Origin of the sequence: Wolbachia endosymbiont of Wuchereria bancrofti (assembly GCF_002204235.2) — a bacterium.
Classification (GTDB): domain Bacteria; phylum Pseudomonadota; class Alphaproteobacteria; order Rickettsiales; family Anaplasmataceae; genus Wolbachia.
Window position 1 is genome coordinate 1 of sequence record NZ_NJBR02000022.1, and the last position, 20,328, is coordinate 20,328.

General features: G+C 33.5%; 17 protein-coding genes, 1 tRNA gene and 1 pseudogene. 9 read left to right on the forward strand and 10 right to left on the reverse strand.

All coding sequences use genetic code 11. The features are described 5' to 3' along the window. Nucleotides 1-82 precede the first annotated feature (82 nt). The 4 genes from CCY16_RS01135 to ribF are packed head-to-tail and all read right to left on the reverse strand — an operon-like array spanning nt 83 to nt 4,259. Nucleotides 83-1,393 (reverse strand): M16 family metallopeptidase, encoded by a 1,311-nt coding sequence (locus CCY16_RS01135; protein ID WP_088414316.1) that lies wholly within the window; start codon nt 1,391-1,393, stop codon nt 83-85. After that, a complete protein-coding gene (locus tag CCY16_RS01140) occupies nt 1,380-2,720 on the reverse strand; it encodes a M16 family metallopeptidase (protein WP_088414318.1) in 1,341 nt (446 codons plus the stop codon). The genes CCY16_RS01135 and CCY16_RS01140 overlap by 14 nt, the downstream gene beginning before the upstream one ends. 49 nt (nt 2,721-2,769) lie before the next feature. After that, entirely contained in the window at nt 2,770-3,234 is a 465-nt protein-coding gene (gene lspA / locus CCY16_RS01145) for a signal peptidase II (protein ID WP_088414320.1), read from the reverse strand. Beyond that, nucleotides 3,231-4,259 carry a riboflavin biosynthesis protein RibF gene (gene ribF, locus CCY16_RS01150; protein ID WP_088414322.1) on the reverse strand — a complete coding sequence of 343 codons (1,029 nt, stop codon included), beginning with the start codon at nt 4,257-4,259 and terminating at the stop codon, nt 3,231-3,233. Before ribF ends, lspA begins: the two co-directional genes overlap by 4 nt. Nucleotides 4,260-4,329: 70 nt before the next feature. Here ribF and CCY16_RS01155 point away from each other — a divergent pair, with 70 nt between their 5' ends. From CCY16_RS01155 to purH, 5 genes are all read left to right on the forward strand, one after another. Continuing rightward, nucleotides 4,330-4,698, forward strand: a complete 369-nt coding sequence (locus tag CCY16_RS01155) for a glutaredoxin (protein ID WP_088414324.1) — start codon at nt 4,330-4,332, stop codon at nt 4,696-4,698. A 116-nt stretch (nt 4,699-4,814) separates the two neighbouring features. After that, a complete protein-coding gene (locus tag CCY16_RS01160) occupies nt 4,815-5,687 on the forward strand; it encodes a hypothetical protein (RefSeq protein ID WP_088414326.1) in 873 nt (290 codons plus the stop codon). A 497-nt stretch (nt 5,688-6,184) separates the two neighbouring features. Next, a complete protein-coding gene (locus CCY16_RS01170; protein WP_088414328.1) occupies nt 6,185-6,757 on the forward strand; it encodes a NifU family protein in 573 nt (190 codons plus the stop codon). After that, entirely contained in the window at nt 6,754-7,995 is a 1,242-nt protein-coding gene (gene hisS / locus CCY16_RS01175) for a histidine--tRNA ligase (RefSeq protein WP_088414330.1), read from the forward strand. Before CCY16_RS01170 ends, hisS begins: the two co-directional genes overlap by 4 nt. 139 nt (nt 7,996-8,134) lie before the next feature. Then, on the forward strand, nt 8,135-9,655 hold the full coding sequence (gene purH, locus CCY16_RS01180) for a bifunctional phosphoribosylaminoimidazolecarboxamide formyltransferase/IMP cyclohydrolase (protein ID WP_088414360.1): 1,521 nt from the start codon (nt 8,135-8,137) through the stop codon (nt 9,653-9,655). Between the two features lie 2,120 nt (nt 9,656-11,775). Here the strand turns inward: purH and CCY16_RS06620 are convergent. Next, nucleotides 11,776-11,910, reverse strand: coding sequence for a hypothetical protein (locus tag CCY16_RS06620; RefSeq protein ID WP_281250492.1), 135 nt, complete (start codon nt 11,908-11,910; stop codon nt 11,776-11,778). 307 nt (nt 11,911-12,217) lie between these two features. On the opposite strand from CCY16_RS06620, the gene CCY16_RS05965 reads away from it, so the two are divergent. From CCY16_RS05965 to CCY16_RS05490, 4 genes are all read left to right on the forward strand, one after another. After that, complete coding sequence (locus tag CCY16_RS05965) at nt 12,218-12,820, forward strand: ABC transporter ATP-binding protein (RefSeq protein WP_245800685.1); 603 nt, start codon at nt 12,218-12,220, stop codon at nt 12,818-12,820. Nucleotides 12,821-12,844: 24 nt separating this feature from the next. Continuing rightward, nucleotides 12,845-13,396 carry an ABC transporter ATP-binding protein gene (locus tag CCY16_RS05970; RefSeq protein WP_245800687.1) on the forward strand — a complete coding sequence of 184 codons (552 nt, stop codon included), beginning with the start codon at nt 12,845-12,847 and terminating at the stop codon, nt 13,394-13,396. 982 nt (nt 13,397-14,378) lie between these two features. Next, nucleotides 14,379-14,693, forward strand: coding sequence for an ABC transporter ATP-binding protein/permease (locus tag CCY16_RS01200; RefSeq protein ID WP_143696893.1), 315 nt, complete (start codon nt 14,379-14,381; stop codon nt 14,691-14,693). Nucleotides 14,694-14,738: 45 nt separating this feature from the next. Then, a complete protein-coding gene (locus CCY16_RS05490; RefSeq protein WP_179946018.1) occupies nt 14,739-14,918 on the forward strand; it encodes a hypothetical protein in 180 nt (59 codons plus the stop codon). Between the two features lie 442 nt (nt 14,919-15,360). Here the strand turns inward: CCY16_RS05490 and ispF are convergent, their stop codons facing one another. The 5 genes and pseudogenes from ispF to CCY16_RS01225 form a co-directional block, all read right to left on the reverse strand. After that, a complete protein-coding gene (gene ispF, locus CCY16_RS01205; protein ID WP_088414334.1) occupies nt 15,361-16,683 on the reverse strand; it encodes a 2-C-methyl-D-erythritol 2,4-cyclodiphosphate synthase in 1,323 nt (440 codons plus the stop codon). A gap of 26 nt (nt 16,684-16,709) precedes the next feature. Then, entirely contained in the window at nt 16,710-17,411 is a 702-nt protein-coding gene (locus tag CCY16_RS01210) for a triosephosphate isomerase (RefSeq protein WP_088414336.1), read from the reverse strand. Between the two features lie 661 nt (nt 17,412-18,072). Beyond that, nucleotides 18,073-18,801: pseudogene (gene sucA / locus CCY16_RS01215) on the reverse strand (2-oxoglutarate dehydrogenase E1 component); the annotation flags it as partial. Between the two features lie 382 nt (nt 18,802-19,183). After that, nucleotides 19,184-20,080 carry a cation diffusion facilitator family transporter gene (locus CCY16_RS01220; RefSeq protein ID WP_179946019.1) on the reverse strand — a complete coding sequence of 299 codons (897 nt, stop codon included), beginning with the start codon at nt 20,078-20,080 and terminating at the stop codon, nt 19,184-19,186. Between the two features lie 26 nt (nt 20,081-20,106). Continuing rightward, nucleotides 20,107-20,179, reverse strand: a tRNA-Val gene (locus tag CCY16_RS01225). Nucleotides 20,180-20,328: the final 149 nt, after the last annotated feature.

Below are 20,328 nucleotides of genomic sequence, written 5' to 3' on the forward strand. Positions count from 1 at the left end.
CCTGAACGTTAAATTAACTATATATTTAAACTATAAGGATATATAGTTCAAAATTTATCACATATTATAGTGACCGTTTGCTTTAAGTGTTTCTTCCGACTTTAACAAAGAATAAATTTTCAGGATCTAATAAAGAACTTGCCAGTTCGTTTACTTTCTCTAATTTAACGTCGTTAATGATATCCGCATAATTATTTATGCGGTTAACGTCACGATCATTTATTTGCGTATCATCTAATAGTATTGCTGTATTTGTGTTATTAGATAGAAAAAAGGTAAGGTTATTTACTAAAATGGTTTTTGCATCCTTGAACAATTGTTCATCAATTCCTTCCCTTTTTATTCTGCTCAATGTATCTTTTACTGCTAATATAGCTTTGCCAGCAGTAGAGCTATCAGTACTCATATTTCCAACTATAGCATTCCCATGTTTATTGGGGATAATATGTGCAAAAACACCGTAAGTAATACCCAAGTTTTGCCTCAGTTCTTTCATTAATATTGAATTTAGTCCCATGCCGCCAAGCGCGTTAATTAAGACGCTGGCGTTATAATAATCAGGATCTTCGTAAGCTATACCTTTTTGAGCAAAAAATATTACACTCTGTGGTATATCCATAAAAATGTTTGCACTTTCTGCAGGGCCAAAGTTATTTTTTACAGGTATTTTTCTGACTTTTGATCTTTTTAATGGTAGTTTTGATAAATATTTATCCAGTAGTGCACTAACTTCTTCCTTTGTTGTGCAACCAACAACACTAATAACTATATTATCTTTAGTGAAATTACGCTTTACGTATGCTAGAACATCATCTCTAGTAATGCTCATTATAGTATCAAGAGTTCCATACTCACTTTTTGAGTAAGGATGTTTTTTAAACAGCAACGTATCTAATTCTTTTCCAGCAATAAAATAAGGATTTTTTTCAAGATTATTAAAATTAACTTTGGCTTTCTCGCAAGCTCTATTCAATCCTTCGAGGTCAACTTTAGGGTGTATTATAGCATCGCTTAGTAACGAAACTGCTTCCTCTAGATTCTCAGACAAAGTATTTAACAAAGCCCTAAATGCTTCTAAACCAGCAATAAAATTTAAGCTAATCCCTTTATCTTCAAGCTTTTTTGCAAAATTTTTGGCATCATTTTTTCCTGCTCCTTCTTGAATCGCAAGAGAAGTGAACCAAGTAAGTCCCTGTTTTTCTACATTCTCATATGCGTAACCTGCATCTTTGAACGATATGTTCAGTGAGACCTTTGGTAAATCACAGTTTTCAACGAATAAAAATTTAAACCCTTTGCGGGTAATGATCTCTTCTATATTTAGGTTACCGCTTGCTTGTAAATTAAAGCCTAGACAGAAAAGAAATAGAAATACAAATTTACTTATCTTCATTATTACCTCCTTTTGGTAGCAAACGACCAACTAACTTATTAGCAGAAAAGATGGTACGAATTTTACTATTTACATCTTCTAAATTAACATCATTAATTTTACTATATGAAATATCTATTTCATTAATTGGAATACCAAGTGCTAGATGTGAGCCATAGAAAAATGCTATATTGGTTAGGCTCGATAGATTATCAAGCTGTGCCGCCTTGTACCTATACTTTGTGCTTTGCAACTCCTCATTCGTTATTCCTTCCGAAGTAAAGTGATTGATAGCGCTATCTAGCTCTCTTTCAACGACATCTAAACTCACTCCGTTTTTTGGAGTTATCTTAATATCAATATAACCATCACTAAAAGTTAAACTATCATAATAAGCAGACACTGACACTGCCATGTTTTTATCTAGAACTAAATCTTTATATAGTTTACTAGATTTGCCACTTCCTAAAATGTCAACTACCAAATCAACGGCAGAAATTTCACTTATATGCTTGAATAAAGGAACACGGTAACGAAAATATAACACTGGTTCTTTCACCTCAGTGCTTTCTAAAGTTACTGATAAATTTGCATTGTATACTGGATCCTGGTTTGGGTAGTACCTAATTACTGGCTTGGCTTTGATTTTTCCATATTTTTCTTCCGCTAGTTTCACTACTTCATCAAATTCCACATCACCGACAACCAGCAGTATTGCATTGTTTGGGTGATAATAGTTATCGTGAAATCTTGTTATATCATCCTGATTGTAAGTTTTAATATCGCTTTCCCAGCCAACAACGGATCTGCCATAGCCAGTACGGTAAAATACACTATTCATTTCTTCCCATAATAAATTGTTAGGATGATTGTCAAATCTCATCTTCCTTTCTTCTAGCACGATGTTTTTTTCCCTGTCTATTTTGTCTTGAGTAACATTAAAGTTGCCCATTCTGTCTGCTTCAACTTCCATTGCTAGTGGTAAATCTCTTTTGAGGACCAATTCGTAGTAAATGGTATATTCTTTAGTCGTACCAGCGTTAAATTGAGCTCCGATACTGCTCATAGTAGATTCTATGTCTTTAAACTTTCCTGTAGTTTCAAACATTAAATGTTCAAAATAGTGAGCTAATCCTGCTTTGCCAATCGGGTCATCCATTCCTCCAACTTTATATATTATTGCGTGTAGAGCAGCAGGAATTCGATAATTAGGGACGACATAAACATCTAACCCATTGCTGAGTTTAGCATATTTTATGTTGTGTTCTACACTTTCAGCTTTCAGAACAATTGGATAAATGAAAAAAAATACAGGTAATATAAAAAAACTAAAGAACTTGTTAAGCATTATTCTGACCTAATATAATTGAACTCAAAACAATGATTTATTCCTCATTTCACTTAGAAATAAACCTATCATATATGTACCATTTATATAACAATGTAAACATTCCGCAAACTATATATAAATCTGCTAAATTGAAAGCTGGCCAATACCAATCACCAATATGAAAATATATGAAGTCATATACAGCTCCCCAGTAGATCCTGTCAACTACATTTCCGGTTGCTCCACCAATCATCAAGGAAAAACCAAGACAGGTTAATTGCTCATTAGACTTGTAAACTAAGTATGCAAGTACACCAATTATCAGTGTTGAAAATGCTGAAAAAAAGAGATCGCTATATGGTAAGGTGCTGAACATTCCAAAACTAATACCTGAGTTCCATACTTCAACTAGTCTTATAAAGCTGGAAACCTCAATTGACTCTCCTTCATCAATCAATGAATTTATGTAAAGCTTGCTCGCCTGATCTGTCAATACTATTATAAGTGTAATAATCAAGCATAGTTTTTTCATAAGTCTGTCCTTAACTGATAAGCTTCAAGTATATCATGATTTATCTGTTTTGTTAATTCGTCAACACTAAGGAACCTTTTTTCTGATCTTATGAACTTTAAAAGTTGTATATTAACCTTACAGTCATATATATCTTCATTGAAGTCAAATATGTGCATTTCTACTATGGGTTTTTTTAAATCCTTAAACGTAGGCCTCATACCAATGTTGACTACTCCGTATAGCCAATTTGGATCGCTGTCAGAGAATGAGCCTTTTGCGAAACCTTCTGTTGTTTCATTGCTTTGACACTGGGATCTATAGATTCCAGCATCACGTGCTGGAATGACATCTAAGGAGGTAAATGCCACTTTAGCATAATATGTACCAAACTTAGGTTTTATCATATAATCTTCTATAGGAATGTTTATGGTTGGAAATCCTATTTCTCTACCTCTAAGTGCACCTTTTATTACAGTACCAGAAACTTGATAAGACCTGCCAAGCAACTTATTAGCAATTTCTATTTTGCCCTTTTGCATGTGCTCTCTAATTGAAGAAGAAGAGCAAATTTTTCCATCAACTGTTAATGGTTCTAATTCAGTCAAGGAATATCCATACGTTTCAGAATGTTTCCTTAAGATTAGTGTATTACCCAATCGTTTATGACCAAAAGTACAACTTTCTCCAACAATTATGTGTTTAGTGTTATACCTATCTATCAAAATCTTGCTAATGAAATCATCACAGCTGATTTGAGAAAAACCTTTATTGAAATTGATAATGTATAAGTAATCTATACCATAGCTGCTGATTAGTTCCTTTTTTTGTTCTTGATTTATTAATCTAAAATTATTTCTGTTAAATAAAACAGTTGATGGATGAGGCTCAAAAGTTAAGATTGCGGAGGGAAATCCTCTTTCTTGCGCTATCTTCTTTAGAGTAGAAATTGCTAACTCATGTCCTAAGTGAATGCCGTCGAAGTTTCCAAAGGTTAATGCTATGTTATTTTCTATTCCTCTCTCATAATCATAAATAATTTTCATACAATTTGATATTTTATATATACTTTCTTAATATATAATAACTGTATTTTATAAACTACGGAGATAAATTGTGAAAAATGCTAAAAGAAAGGTTGTTATATATATAAAGCAGTACTGTCCGTTCTGTAAGAGAGCAAAGGAGCTGCTAGATGAAAAAGGTGTGAAGTATGAAGAAATTGATGTGTTTGAAAACTCAGATTTGTTTAGTGACATAAAGTCAAAATATAATGTTAGAACAGTTCCGCAAATTTTTATTGCTGATAAAAATGGCGATTATGTACACCATATTGCTGGGTGTGACAAATTGATGGACCTTGAAAGGGAAGGGAAGTTAGATGATATGTTAAGTACCAATTATGATAAAACTGATGTAACAACTTACACAAGCAATAGTGATGAATATGAAGAATATGTAGCATCACATGACGATTTTATGTAATTTTTCTTGCTTTTACTGTTGTGCAATGCATGAATGAAGAACTAGCATACTTGCTTTAAGCAAATTTTAATGGATTAAAAATACAATTTATTTAGTGAGTTTTTTTAGTGGGAAAAATGACAAAAAATATTTCAATTGTTAGCAGGAACTTAATTACTATTGAATTAGTTGACAAACAGGATTTAGAGAATTTCATCAAAATTTTCACGGTGCTTGATAAATATGTAGCAGCCAAAACTCTTTTTACAGAGGAGGTAAGGATAAGGTATAAACAACAAGATAGCATAGAGATTGTTGATTTACTAAAAAATTCAGATTTCACGTATCATGACGTTGAAAATGTATTGCATCACTTGAGTAAACACGGAATGAAGGTGCCAAGCAGTGTTATAGCGCACACTCTCTTTTCTGCATGTAATCATGCACTTGAATCTAAGGGCATAGTGCTTTCATTTTTTGGTGGCTCTCCACAGTTCAACATTAGAGTGAATAAAAACACCTTCATCATGACTCCTATGAGCGAAGAAAATTTAGAATTAAATTCACAAAATAGCGAAACATTGATAGAGTTGTTAAAGAGCGAAAAAAGTATGTATGATTGTGTGGTAAAAGAGAATATTATTAATATTGTAGTAAATTATGAGATACATCAAACGATAAATTCTATCATAAAATCACTGATACAATCTTGCCTATTGGCAAAAGAGGAAGAATTAAAACTCAAAGAACAATTGAGAGAACTTGCTTTTAAGGATCAAGCTTTTGTCGAGTATTCCAGTATCAAAACCATCAATAGATATCCACAAAATCATCCTTTGAGAAAGTATGAAAATATTACTAAGAGTATAGAAGACATTTTGTGTAATTTTATAGCCAATGAGAATAGTGAATTTGCTATAGAGCAACTAAATAGGCTTAATTCAGAGGTTTCTCCAGATACTCCAAGAATCATTACTAAAACTATAGACAAACTTGTTAGGTTCCACTGAGATAATACAAACTAATGTCTGTATATATCTGTTTTTTTTTCCAAGAAATAAGCACTCAAATTTGAGTGCTTATTTGGATTCATAACTTAAGTCTGCACCAGTAGAATTTATATGGGAAACAGAAAAATTTTTAATGGTTACAATGTAATAGACAGTTATTATCTTTTTAGCAACTTATCACGTGCTGCATTTAACTTTTGCACAAAATATTCTGAGCCTCCCTTGTCTGGGTGAACTAACTTAATTAAATTTTGGTATGCTTTATTGATTTCATTTTAACTTGCTTCAGGATTTAACTCCGGCATTTTTAATGCCTCATCTATATACGTGTTATTGCCAGTGTAATTTTTAGTGTGACTTCTGGGGAAAAACACAACTACCTTAGGTAGGATAAATTTAACTACCATGGGTGCCAAAAAAGGGAAAAAAGGAATGACATGTATATTTTTTCATTTTGTGATTAAATAGTAATAATTATAATCATCATGGTAAATAACATGTTTATTCAAATTGAAGAAACACCAAACCCCAATACGCTAAAATTTCTTCCCGGGTTTGCGATTTTAAACGAAAGGGAAACTGCTGATTTTTCAAATCCAGGTGAAATAAAAAATTCTAAATTAGCAGCAGACCTTTTCCAAATAGAACATGTGGTAAGAGTATTTTTTGGTCATGATTTTATTTCAGTAACGAAATCGGATGGGATTAGTTGGGACATATTAAAAGTGGAAATTTTAACTACGGTTATGGATCACTTTACCTCTGGTGGGAAGGCACTAGATAGAAAAGGAGTGAGTGACAATAACATACCGGATGAGGAATTTTTTGATGAAAATGATATAGAAATTGTAAATAGAATAAAGGAGTTGATGGAAAATTACATCAAACCTGCAGTTGCTCAAGACGGCGGTGACATCAAATTCCGCGGCTATAAAGATGGAATAGTTTATGTTGAACTGCAAGGAGCTTGCTCTGGATGCCCAAGTGCTGCGATTACCCTAAAACAAGGAGTGCAAAATATGCTGTGTTACCACATACCAGAGGTTTCAGGTATAGAGACCACGTTATGACTAATCAAACAGTTAGAGGAACAAAGGATCTTCTATTTGATGAATGGTATAAGTTTAAATACATTCAGCAAATAGCAAACAGGATCTCAAGTCTTTACGGCTTTTTACCTGCCCAAACTCCAATATTTGAATATACAGAAGTCTTCATGAAAACTTTAGGTGATGGTTCCGACATCATTAATAAAGAGATGTATACTTTTTATGATAAAGGAGGGAAGAGCATAACTTTACGTCCTGAGTTCACCGCAGCGATTGTTAGGCTATTGGTTGAAAAAAAACTGCAAATACCGATAAAATTATTTTCAACAGGACCTGCGTTTCGCTATGAAAGACCACAAAAAGGACGGCAGAGACAATTTCACCAAATAAATTTTGAGGTTTTTGGTGTAGAAAACCCAAAAGCTGATATTGAATTGATATCGCTTGCTCAGCATTTATTAACTAAATTTAATATCAACAAGAATGTAAGACTAGAAATTAACTCTTTGGGTGATAGTGAAACAATTGCTAAGTATAGAGAAGTTTTGATACCGTACTTTAAAAAGTTTCAAAATGACCTATCAGAGGACAGCCAAAATAGATTGACTAAAAACCCACTCAGAATATTAGATTCCAAGGATGAGAAAGATAAATTGATAATCTCTGATGCGCCCAAAATCAGTGATTATTATACAAGAGAATCCTTAGATTTCTTTGAGCAAGTACTAAATGGGTTAACAGCTCTCAATATACCTTGTACCGTAAACAGTAAACTAGTTCGAGGGCTGGATTATTATTGCCACACAGTGTTTGAATTTGTTATAGAGGATTTTGGTGCGCAAGGGGCGGTCTTTGCAGGTGGAAGATATGACAATCTGGTATCTTCAGTAGGTGGAAAATATACTCCAGCAATAGGATTTGCAGGGGGTATTGAGCGCATAATGGAATTAATTGACTATTCCATGAAGGGAGATAGACCTCTTTGCTTAGTTCCTATTGGCAAAGAAGCTGAAGAGCATGCTTTGACACTTGCGAATGAATTGCGCAGGAATGGCTTATATGTAATCTATGAGTATAACGGAGCGCTTAAAAACCGAATGAAAAAAGCAAGTCAAGCAAATGCTAAGGCTGCATTAATTTTTGGTAATGAAGAACTAGGCAGTAAAACTTTAAAGATTAAAAATATGGATACAGGTGAAGAAAAGGTAATTGCTTACGGTAATATGATGGAAAATATCCATCAAACTTTGCTTGTGTAAGTACAATAAACATTAAGCTTAATGTCAAAATACAGGGCCTGTATGTAAAAAGGTAAGAGTTCTGTTCATTTGTGAGCAATGTGGCTATAGCCAAATCACTTTTTTTATGTATAATCTTAAAAAAACTTTCTACATAAAAGTGAAGATTAAGAGAGCTTTAATATCAGTATATGATAAGACAAATATAATAGATCTTGCATCGTTTTTAATACAGCAACAAGTAGAGATTCTCTCAACAGGAAATACATATAAAGTGCTGTCCGGTGCAGGAATAAAAACACAAGAAGTCTCCAATTATACGCAATTCCCAGAGATATTGGGTGGTAGAGTGAAAACTTTGCATCCTAAAATTCATGCAGGAATACTCTTTGATCGGGAAAAACACAAAAAGGAGATACAGGATCTAGGAATTGAACCTATAGATCTGCTTGTAATTAATTTATATCCATTTTGGGAAACAGTCAGTAGCGGCTCAAGTGAAGAACAAATCGTGGAGCAAATAGACATTGGCGGAGTAGCGCTAATTAGAGCTGCAGCAAAAATTTTTCATTTTACTTCGGTCATTTCTAGTGTTCAGGACTATGAAGCACTGAAAGCTGAAATGATGGAAAATAACAATAAGACAACATTAGAATATAGAAAATATCTGGCAACTAAGGCGTTTGCTCTTGCTGCACACTATGATTCTAATATTTACAGCTGGTTTTTATCCAAGAGTAAAAGTAGTGAATTACCAGAGTTTTTTGTTCTATATGGAAGTAAAGTACAAGAATTAAGGTATGGTGAGAATCCTCATCAAAAAGCTGCATTTTATAGTAATCAATTTACTAAATATCCACTGGAGAAAATATATGGAAAAGAGTTGAGTTATAATAATATAGTAGATATAGAATCTGCGCTTAATATAGTTTCTGAGTTTAAAGAGCCTGTGGCAGTGATAATTAAGCACAATAACCCATGTGGCGCTGCTGTTGGTAATAGTGCTTTGGAAGCATATGAAAAAGCTCTATCGTGTGATGAAATAAGCAGTTTTGGCGGCATAGTTGCTTTAAATCGGGAAATAGATTTAAAGCTAGCAGAAAAATTGAGCGAAATATTTTTGGAGGTAGTGGTAGCACCATCAGTCAGCGATGAAGCACTAAAAACTTTGCAAAGAAAGAAAAATCTAAGAGTGATTATTTATAGATCTCTTCAGCAAAATGCGAAATATCAAATTAAAAATATTATCGGTGGGTTTTTAGTACAGGAAAATAATAGCTACGCAATAAAAGCAGAAGAAATGAGTCAAGTAACGGAACACACTGCAACGGAAGAAGAAAAAGAAGATCTCATTTTTGCTTGGAAAATATGTAAACATGTGAAATCCAATGCAATAGTTATAGCAAAAGACGGTTGTGCTATTGGTATTGGTGCAGGACAAACAAGTAGAATAGATAGTGTGAACATCGCAGTAAAAAATGCGGATGAAAAGTGTAAGGGCGCTGTGCTTGCTTCAGATGCATTTTTTCCATTTCCAGATAGCATAGTGGAAAGTGCAAAACATGGAATCACGGCCATAGTTCAACCTGGTGGCTCGCTGAAAGATCAAGATGTGATAAAAGCTGCAAATGAAAATGAAATTGCTATGTTTTTCACTGGTATTCGTAGCTTCTTTCATTAGTTTTGTGTTTTGTAGCTAGACCTGAATTATATCACTGTATTATATAGATGTTGTGATTTGATAAACCAAGGTTCAAATAGCTTATAAAATAGCAATGCGAAAAACTACTTCTTGATAAACTTTGCTAACCTCCTTATCATGATAGCAAGGGTATTTTTGACTCACGACTTGTTTTTGACCTGCAGGTTCAATAACAAAATTTAGTAAAAAAACTCAAGTATTGATTGATGGATTACATCAGATTATTGCAGCTGCGTGTCTTTTAAATTTTTCTATATTCAGCTAAATTGCGCTTAAACTAGGCGTTAGCAAATTATTACAGTGCCAGTTTAAATTATTATAGGGTCAAAACTCGCCACCTGGAGGTTTTTTACCTTTTTTTCTATTTAGTAAAATTTTTGATGTTTATAGCTAGATGGCAACCTTCATTCCGCTACTCGTTAGCAGAATCTATGGTGAGATACCGCAAGCGAATCGTAGTATGACGTGTAGTTGCCAATATCCCTGCACTTGATGCTTGCTTCTCACACTGGAAAACCATAGGATGGCAGAAATAGTAAATAAATTTACTAAATAACAGTGTTATGCACTGGGATGACAAGAGGAGGGCTACTTGAATGACCCGCCTGGTAGCACGATATTCGTACAGTTGTGTGTCATTAGCCATTTGAAAGTTTAAGTTACACACTTTGTCTTTCTTAACAAAGATGAAAGCACAATTATTATGAACAACATTCCGCCAACAACTGATATAGCTCTACCTACGACAAGACAAGTATATGCTAATTTTAATAAAAATTTGGCAAATCTACAGATTTTCTCAAAGCACCATATCCACCACGCTACACAAATCAGTAATATGTAAAGAATATTCTACACTATAGCATAGGTCTGTAATCTTACTATGGACTTTTTATCTTTTTACAGCCTAATTTTGGTAATAGCCAGTAGACAGAATTTATAAAAGCTATAGTGATACCGGCTACAGAACCATGATAATGGGCATGGATAGTAACATTTCCTTCAATAGTCAGTATTCCAAGTACACCTCCATAGGTAAATAATAGAAATGAATGTAATAGATAGTTACCTTTATCATTAATAAAAGTCCTGATATTAAAGCACACTAATTTTATAAAAACACGGTAGAACTTGCTCCAGCAATTCTCATATGCCAAATGGAAAATTATATCAATTCAACACTATCCACTGAATAGGCAAAATATATGAATGGTGCACCTATAGCCAAAATTATATTTATAAATAGTGGTAAAATAGTAGTCTTGTTATTTGAAGCTAAACTAACGTCACTAGAACTTGGCATTATTAAGTAGACTAAAAACATTGCTTGAACAAAAGCTAATTGCAATAAATGCCTGCTTCTCAAAAAGAAATATTTGTAAAATAAATTCTTATCCGAGTGATACGTGTCTGTCAGCATATTATTATATGCTAAAACAACATAAAGAAATGACGACACGAGTATAATAACTAGTCCAATTTATTCGGCATGTAGATAAGGACTACATTTGCTGATATGCTGGCAATAAATAAACTAAGTCCAAGCGAAAATAATTTGTTTTATAATACAGGAATATAGTTACTTTTAATAACTCCAGTGTTTAGAACAAATGCTGATATAAATATAAACAGCATCGAGAAAGTTGGTAGAACCCATAAAAAGTTAAACTAATTATTGGTATTTTATAAATTTATGGTAAAGAGTAAAGACATTATAGAGCACATCCACACCAAAATTGACAAGTTCACATGTATTACCGGCGCATCATCAAAAATGTATTGTACGGAAGGAATGAGAAAGGAGATAAAGGCAATTGTAGAAAAATAACAATTATTGACAGTAACCCAGAGCAAGCAAAAACACATAATGCCAAAAATATCCATTGTCTACAGAGTAGAGTATTACCTTGTACATTAAGCACGGCTATTTTCTCTTTTTATTTTTGGTTTATAAAGTATTATCATATAAAGCAGCATAAATTTTTCAAATTGGTTGGCATTAGTTTACTTCGTGCGTAGTTCAAAAAATATAGACGACATCACAACAAAGCAGGTTGTATCTTTCATCCTAAAAGTACTACGTCCATTCTCTTTTCATGTTACAATAGCGTTGCTGACAGCATTAGTCTGGGTGTCGATATTTCCTTTAGCCCATACTTAATAAAAATTATTATAGACCGTGTTTCAACATCAGCTGCAGATGATCTTTTCCGTGACATAGCAACTCCTGCCATATCTTATGTACTAATGTTACTTTTACTTGAGTGTATTAATAGATTGTATAATTATTTTTTTGAAATTAAGATGGTTCCTAGTCTCCGTAAAAACATTGTTGAATCGAGTATTGCTATCTTATTAGATTGAGATAATGGCTATTACCAAAATAACTTTTCCGGCAATTCGCCAACAAGGTTAACGATTTGACAAATTATATTCCGGATATTGCACAAATTATGACTGACAGGGTCATGGGTCGTGCGTTAGCACTAAGTATTGGAATTTATTTTTTTATGGCAAGTAAATATTAACTTCGCCTTGTTGATGTTGGCTTGGTCTGCATTGTTTGTTTTATCTTCCTTATTTCTTGCAAGAAGGATAACACGTCTCGCAGACGCATGGTCAGAACTTGGTTCGAGCATTACTGGCAAAATGATAGATGTATTCTCAAATATCATGTCTGTAAGATTGTTTGCGAGCAAATACCAGGAAAGATTATTTTTGCAATCTACTCATAGTGAAGCTGTTAAAGCAGAACAGAGGCTTCAGTGGTTATATGTGTGGATTTTCACTTTCTATGGCTTCTCATTTATGGTCATGCAAATACTCAATTTATATTTCTTAATTAAAGGAAGAGAGCAAGGATCAATTACTACTGGGGATTTTGCTTTTGTTATGACTGTTAATATAGCAATAGCTAGTTTTCTTTGGATGATAGCAAAAGACTTCTCGCAATTTTCTAAATTATGGGGAGAGATTACTCAGGCTTTGAGAATAATTACTGTGACTCCTGAAATCCAAAATCAGCCAAATGTAGCAGATCTTGTCATTAAAAAAGGTGAAATTACTTTTGATAAAGTTCATTTTCATTATAAAGATGAAAAACCAATATTTGAAAACAAATCCGTAATAATTGAGTCTGGTTAAAAAGTAGGACTTGTTGGTTTTCGGGTGGGCGGTAAGTCAACACTTGTAAACCTGATTCTCCAGCTTTATGATGTAAAATCTGGAAAGATTTTAATTGACAGACAAGACGTTCGCAATGTAACCCAAGATTCTTTGCATAAAAATGTCGGAGTGATTCCACAAGACCCATCGCTTTTTCATAGAGTTCTGATGGAAAATATTCGTTATAGTAAAGCAGATGCTAGTGATGATGAAGTTGTAGAAGCTACTAAACGTGCACATGCTCATGAGTTTATTTCAAAATTGCCCCAAGGTTATGAGTCACTTATTGGAGAGAGAGGTATGAAACTTTCTGGAGGACAGAGGCAGCGTATTACAATTGCAAGGGCTATTTTAAAAAATGCTCCTATTTTAATCTTGGATGAGGCAACTTCACAACTTGATTCTGTGACTGAGAGTAATATTCAAAAGTCTCTGTGGGAGTTAATGCAAGGTAAAACTACTGTAGTAATAGCCCATTGCCTGTCTACACTTTTGCATATGGATCTTATTTTAGTGTTCGATCGAGATAAAATTGTAGAAGATGGCACGCATTAAGAGTTGCTTGATAAAAGTGGAATGTATAAGACTCTATGGAGTACACGAGTTGGTGGATTTTTACCAGATAGAAAGGAAGATGAGGAAATTGAATGTTGGAACTGATTTTCACTGTATATTTTATTACGATCATCCGAAGGCTTTAATATGATTGAAGTTACTAAACTTTCAACTTACCTCAAGCCTATTTTTTAGAAATGCAGAGCATATCTTTGCTTGTTATGTGCAATAGCAACCCTGCATCTGTGTTTAAATAATTAAAGCTTATAATATAAAAGAAATCATTGATGCAATCCAATCATACAATGATATAACAACATTATTAATACTGTTTATTTTTTACACAATCATACATTATAGGATGTTTTTTATCAGTCGATTATTAGATATAAAGTATAAACCTATAATTCTGGCTGAGACTATAACTAGATGTACACAAGAACACTTGGGCATTCTTTGCACTGGTTTAATTCTCATTTATCAGGTGAAGTTTTAAGTAAGATTAAGGATTGTAAAAATAGTGTAACTATGTTAGTAACTCACTGCTTTCAGACTTTGGTTAATATAGCAACTATTGCTATGAGTATATTTTTCTGTTGAGTATTAATTTAGCATCAGCTAACATGATACTTATACTTATGATGATTTATGTACCTGTCATAACTTTTTTGCTAAAAAAATAAATGAAACTTCAAGAACAATGTGTTACTGCAGGGTAAGCAACTTTAGGAATTATAAATGATTCTATAGCAAATGTATTGGCATAAAAGTTATTGGCAATATGTGGACAGAGTTTAAGCTCAGTTACACTGGAAAATTCAGATAAAAGAGTCCATAAGTTTGATGCTTACTAGATAGGTAGTGCAATACAATCATGGTAACTATTGTATATGCTGTGTAAATTTGTTTACTTGCCTATTTATATCAGAATGGACACATCGCTACAGGTAGTTTTGCCTTTATTTCGGTGGTTACACTTGATATGCATGGAGAAGTAGATGGTGTTTTAACAAATCTGCTGTTTAACATAAACTCAGAAATTGCATTAATGAAGGCATCGTTTTCATTTGTCAATCATAGTTATGGCGTTAAGTATAAAGAAGGTGCCAAGTTGCTTATAGATGTACGGAGAGAAATTAGGTTCGAAAATGTATGCTTCGCGTATGATCAAAATAGGGTTATAATCCACGATTTTAACTTACATATTTATGCAGGTCAGAAGATAGGAATGTCTGAGACAGATAAAACAACACTTATCAAGTGTTTGCTCAGGTACTTTGATGTGCAAAGTAGATGAATTCTTATCGATGGTCATGGTATTGTAGGTATTACACAAGAGTCTTTGTGGGCGAACTTATCGGTGATTCCACAGGATGTTAGTATATTTGATAGGACTGTTCTGGAAAATTTACAACTTGCTAAATATGATGCAAGCTTCGACGAAATTGTTGAAGCATGTAAAAAGGCGAGGGTTCATAATAATATTATACAAATGACCAATGGATATCATTCCATTGTGTAGGTGAGAGAGGCGTTAAAGTAAGTAGTGGACAGAGAAAACGCATCGCAATTGTAAGGGCTATTTTAAAAAGTGCTCCTATACTAATTTAAAATGAGGCAACTTCTACACTTGATGCTCCAATAGAACAGTTAATACAACAATCACTAAGCGAAATACTTGAAATAAGCAATGCTACAACTGTTGTCATTGCGCATCGTTTTGTCTACACTTCTGCATATGGATTGTATTCTAGTTCTTGATCGGGGAAAGTTATAGAAGATGGCACACACTAAGAACTTCTTAATAAAAATGGAATGTATAAGACCCTATGAAATGCGCAAGTTGGTGGGTTCTTACTAGATAAAAAGGAAAACGAAGAAATTGGATGCGTATTCCAAGAAGTATGTTAAAGAACGAACGTAAGATATTTTGGTTCAGACAATATTTATTGTATTTATAAAAATTAATTATGCAGTGGAGCTATTTTATATAATAATACAGAAGCATGTGCTACTATTCCTTCATTTCTCCCAATAGAACCTAATTTTTCTGCAGTGGTTGCTTTAACATTGACAAATTCACTATCAATCTCTAATGTTTTTGATATGAACTTCTTCATTGCTACTTTGTAAGGCGATATTTTAGGCTCCTCGCAAACTATAGTAATATCTAAATTAGATACGCTGTATCCTTTTTCTTTTGCTTTTTTAGCAGCAAAATCGAGAAAGTGAGATGAATTGCGGTCTTTCCACTCAGGGAAACTCGGAGGAAAATGTGCTCCTATGTCGCCACATCCCAGTGCTCCCAGTATTGCATCAACAACTGCATGTATTGCAACATCACCGTCGGAATGTGCTTCTATTTTCATGTCATACTCGATTTCTACGCCGCAAATCTTTATAAAACTTTTAGCCTTACCTTGAGTTTTAATGAACTTATGTATGTCATAGCCAGTTCCAACGCGATATTTTGGTTCATCAAGAAGAAGATTTGCCATATTAATATCCTCTTTTGTGGTTAACTTAAAATTGATTTTCTCACCTTTAGTAACTACAACACGTTTTTTGTGTTCTACCATTAGTGATGAATCATCAGTAAATTCTTTATTTGACCGATGGTATGATAATAATTCTTTAAAATTGAAAATTTGAGGGGTCTGTATAGCTCTCAGTCTTTCTCTTGGAATTGTGGATTCAATGAGATCATCATTTACTAATGATATAGTATCTTCTACTTCTATTGCTGGCACTACCCCTGTATGTTGGTTATTAATCATGGACCGAGCTAAGTTATCTATCAAAGTATTTGACACAAAAGGCCTACAAGCGTCGTGTATAACTACAAAATCTGGGTTAATTTTTTGCAAGCTTTCGAGTCCCAGCTTAACTGAGTTTTGCCTACTTTCTCCTCCATATACTGGACTTAGTAACTTAGTATCTACTCTTCCTTTCATTCCAGTGCTTGACACTGGAATCCATTCTTCTTTTTTTCTAGATTTCAGTGTCACATACTGGAAAGAGTGTACTGCTTCGCTTAAATAATAGTTATGTAGAGAATCTATCGTTTTTCTATAAAGATCTTCATGATCTTTGTTAATTATAACCCTTACGTAATCTATATATTGGTTGGTTAAAAGTCTTTCGACTGCATGCGATAAAACAGGTTTATCTGCTAGTGTCATATACTGCTTAGGAATTACATTGCTGCATCGGCTTCCTACTCCTGCTGCAACTATTAATGCTGCTATTTTGTATTTCTTAGGTCTGTTAGTGTATATATCTATCACATGGTTCTTTAATTACGATTTCAGAATCAATAGGCTTTTTCAACTTGCTGTACAATTTTATGAAAGTGATCAAAATCTAAGCTTGCACTGCCAATTAAAACTCCTGATAAACTTAAGACATTCGATAAATTTTCTATATTTTCTAAACTGACTGAGCCGCCATATATAACGTGTTTTTTACTAGTATAGGATTGTATCACTTCTATTACCTCAGCAATTGCATTATTACTTGGTACATGTCCTGTACCTATTGCCCATATTGGTTCATATGCTACGGTATATTCACCATGTATTGGCAAGCGGCTTTTGCATTGATACTCTATTACTTCCTTTGTCTTACTACTCTCATGGTCTTCTAAATTTTCACCTACACAAATAATTGGGTGTAAGCCCGATTCTATAGCTGTTTCTGATTTAAGCTTTATTTCATCATTTGTTTCGTGAGTTCTTTCGGAATGCCCAAGTATTACGTAAGTACATCCTAACTCTTTTAGCATCTCTGCGCTAATTTCACCTGTATAAGAACCAGATTTTTTATAATGGCAATTCTGTGCTCCTATACTAATATTATTATTTAGCTCTATATTACCTGGAAGTGATGTAAAAGGTGGGCAAATCACGAGCTTAGAAGTAATTTCACTGCTCTTGTCATTGAGTTTACCTATAAAATTGACGAATGAAGAACGTGTTCCATTCATCTTCCAGTTTGCGACTATTAAAAAGGACATCAACTTTACTTAATATGGATAAAAGTATCCCAAACAACACTAAAATGAACTCTTCTCACGCTTGCTTGTTAGTTTAACAAGATTAGCCATCATTTTGCTAACCTTTGTTTACATAAAGGTATATACCTAGATGAGAACTAATAAAAAATAAATTAAGTTTATAGAATAAAATAAAATTAAGTCAATAAAAAGTTTTTTACCATTACTCACCTCTACCAAATTTTCTCTTTAAATTATAGCTTTCTTGAATTTTCCTTACTCAACCTGATTCCTTCAGCTTCCGTTTGGCTCTGTTGTATGCCAGCTATGGTAATTAAAGACAAGAAAGGTGTATTAGTAACTTGTCATTCTCTTAATTTATAATAAGAATGGTCAGTAAATACCTAAATTTGAGTAAAAGAAATTTCACTATCATTCACTAATCTGGTTAAAATTCAAGAATTTCAACACTTTAACTATTTAAAATAGAATTAAATTTATTAATATAAATAATAAATTACTATTCTTAAGTTTGATCAGATTGATTGCAAAAAAAAATAAGATTTTCAATAAGTTGCTTATAATTCTAACTATAGTTAGCCTTTCATAGGTGATGATGCAATAAGGCTATTCCACTAGCGGAGGTAAAATTGAGCTAGCTCTCCACTAAGTACTTGTGAGGCTACTTAATAACTTGCTTTAAAATTTCCTCTTGTTGCTGAGCGTGGACACTAGCGTAACCACATGCAGGAGATGCAGCAGCAGGTCTTGTGATGCACTTAAGCCTTTTTGCTTGAATATTGAGACCAAGTAATACCTCCTCTATTAATGGGTTGACAAAAAACCATCCTCCCATATTTTTTGGTTCTTCTTGACACCATATAATTTCAGCGTTTTCATATTTTTCAAGTTCAATACTTAGCTTATCAGCAGGAAATGGATAGAATTGCTCCAATCGTACCACTGCTATATCGTTTATTTTTTGTACTTCACATGACTCAATTATGTCGTAATAAACTTTACCACCACATATTATAACTTTACGCATTTTATCGTCTAAAACTAAATTCTTCCTATATTCTGGAATTACCGTAAGGAATCCCCTTTTAAAGTCAGATAGATTAGAAACTGCTCTTTTATGACGCAATAGCGATTTAGGTGTAAACACTATCAAAGGTTTACGGAAGTCTCGATGAATTTGCCTGCGTAAAACATGAAAGTAATTCGCTGGAGTAGAGCAATTAACTACTTGCATATTATCTTCCGCGCAGAGTTGTAAAAACCTCTCTATACGCGCAGAGCTATGCTCAGGCCTCTGACCTTCATAGCCATGAGGCAACAATAAAACCAAACCACTTGATCGCAACCACTTTGTTTCTGCAGATGCAATAAACTGATCAACCATAATTTTCGTTTGCTCCTAAATTGCTTCAGCTACAAATATTTAGAAAATTTACTAAGCAAAAAAAGATAAAAAACCCGAAGTAGCTAGTTACTAACTCTTTAATTTTAAGAATTTGACGTTGGTTGATGTCTTAACGCTTTATAAGTATGTTTCAGCTTATATAGGTAAGAACTTAGATTTATAAAGACATACAGTGCACACGCAAAATACAAGACCCTCTTGTTATTTTAACCTGCACAGGTTGGGAAGTTATATAAAACAATTGCACTGCCATGATAAGAGAGCTGGTAAAGTATGTCAAGTAATTTTTTTGTATTTCTATAAGCTACTTGAATCTTGGTTTATCAAATCACAATGTTTGTGCAGCTATTGCTGATAGCCTACAATGTCAATGTTTAAGTATCTTGTTATCTGCACACTCATCATGTTCAATCTCAACTGTGGAGTGCGCTATTTCAAACCTATCTAGCAGTATTTTTTTTATTTCATACAAAATATCAGTGCGTTGTGTATTTTCTTTTACCTTGGCATGCATAGTAATTATAAAATAATTATCAGAAAGTGACCACGCATGTATATGGTGTACATCTATTACTTCAGGTAGTTCAGATATGATCTTACTTTTTATCTCCTCAGCAGATATACCTTCAGGTGCACCTTCAAGAAGTATATGACAAGAATTCTTTAGAATTTTATAGCCGCTATTTAGGATTATCACACTGACAAATATCGATAAAATTGGATCCACTATTTGCCATCCGGTAAGCATGATAATTATGGATGCAAGTATAGCAGCCACAGAACCTAAAATATCTCCTATAACGTGCAGTACAGCACTCCTTATGTTTATATTACTTTCGCATTTATCATGTAATATGAAAAAGACTATGATATTAGCAACCAGTCCAAGTGTGGCTATTATTAACATAATTTTCCACTCAATATTGATTGGAAAAATAAATCTCTTTACCGACTCAATTATAATGATCACTGCAATGAGGAATAAAGTTAAACCATTAACAAACGCTGCAATTATCTGCAGTCTGTGATATCCATATGACCTTTGCAAATCAGATTTCTTGGCTGAAAATTTATGCGCTATCCAGCTTAAAGCCAAGGCAAAGAGGTCAGTAAGCATATGCCCTGCATCTGATAACAGAGCTAGTGAATGTGAGATTATTCCGCCTGCTATTTCCGTAAACATTGTTATTGCAACTATTATTATGGAATAGATTAAGCGCTTAGACTCTGCTGCTGAATGTTTACCGTTGTGCACTGCTGTCATATGAAATCTTCTCATAAACAAAAACGTGGGTAACACTGGGTTCGAACCAGCGACCGCTTGCACGTCAAGCAAGTGCTCTACCAACTGAGCTAATTACCCATCATGGTTTTAGTATAGTGCTTCAGCGGAACAAAAGTCAATTTGCTTTTAAATTTTTGTCCTTGTCACTTTATCCAATACAATGCCAGAACTTAGCTGTAGCTAAATCGTAAGCTTTAGTTATGCTCCATATTTTACATATCAAATTA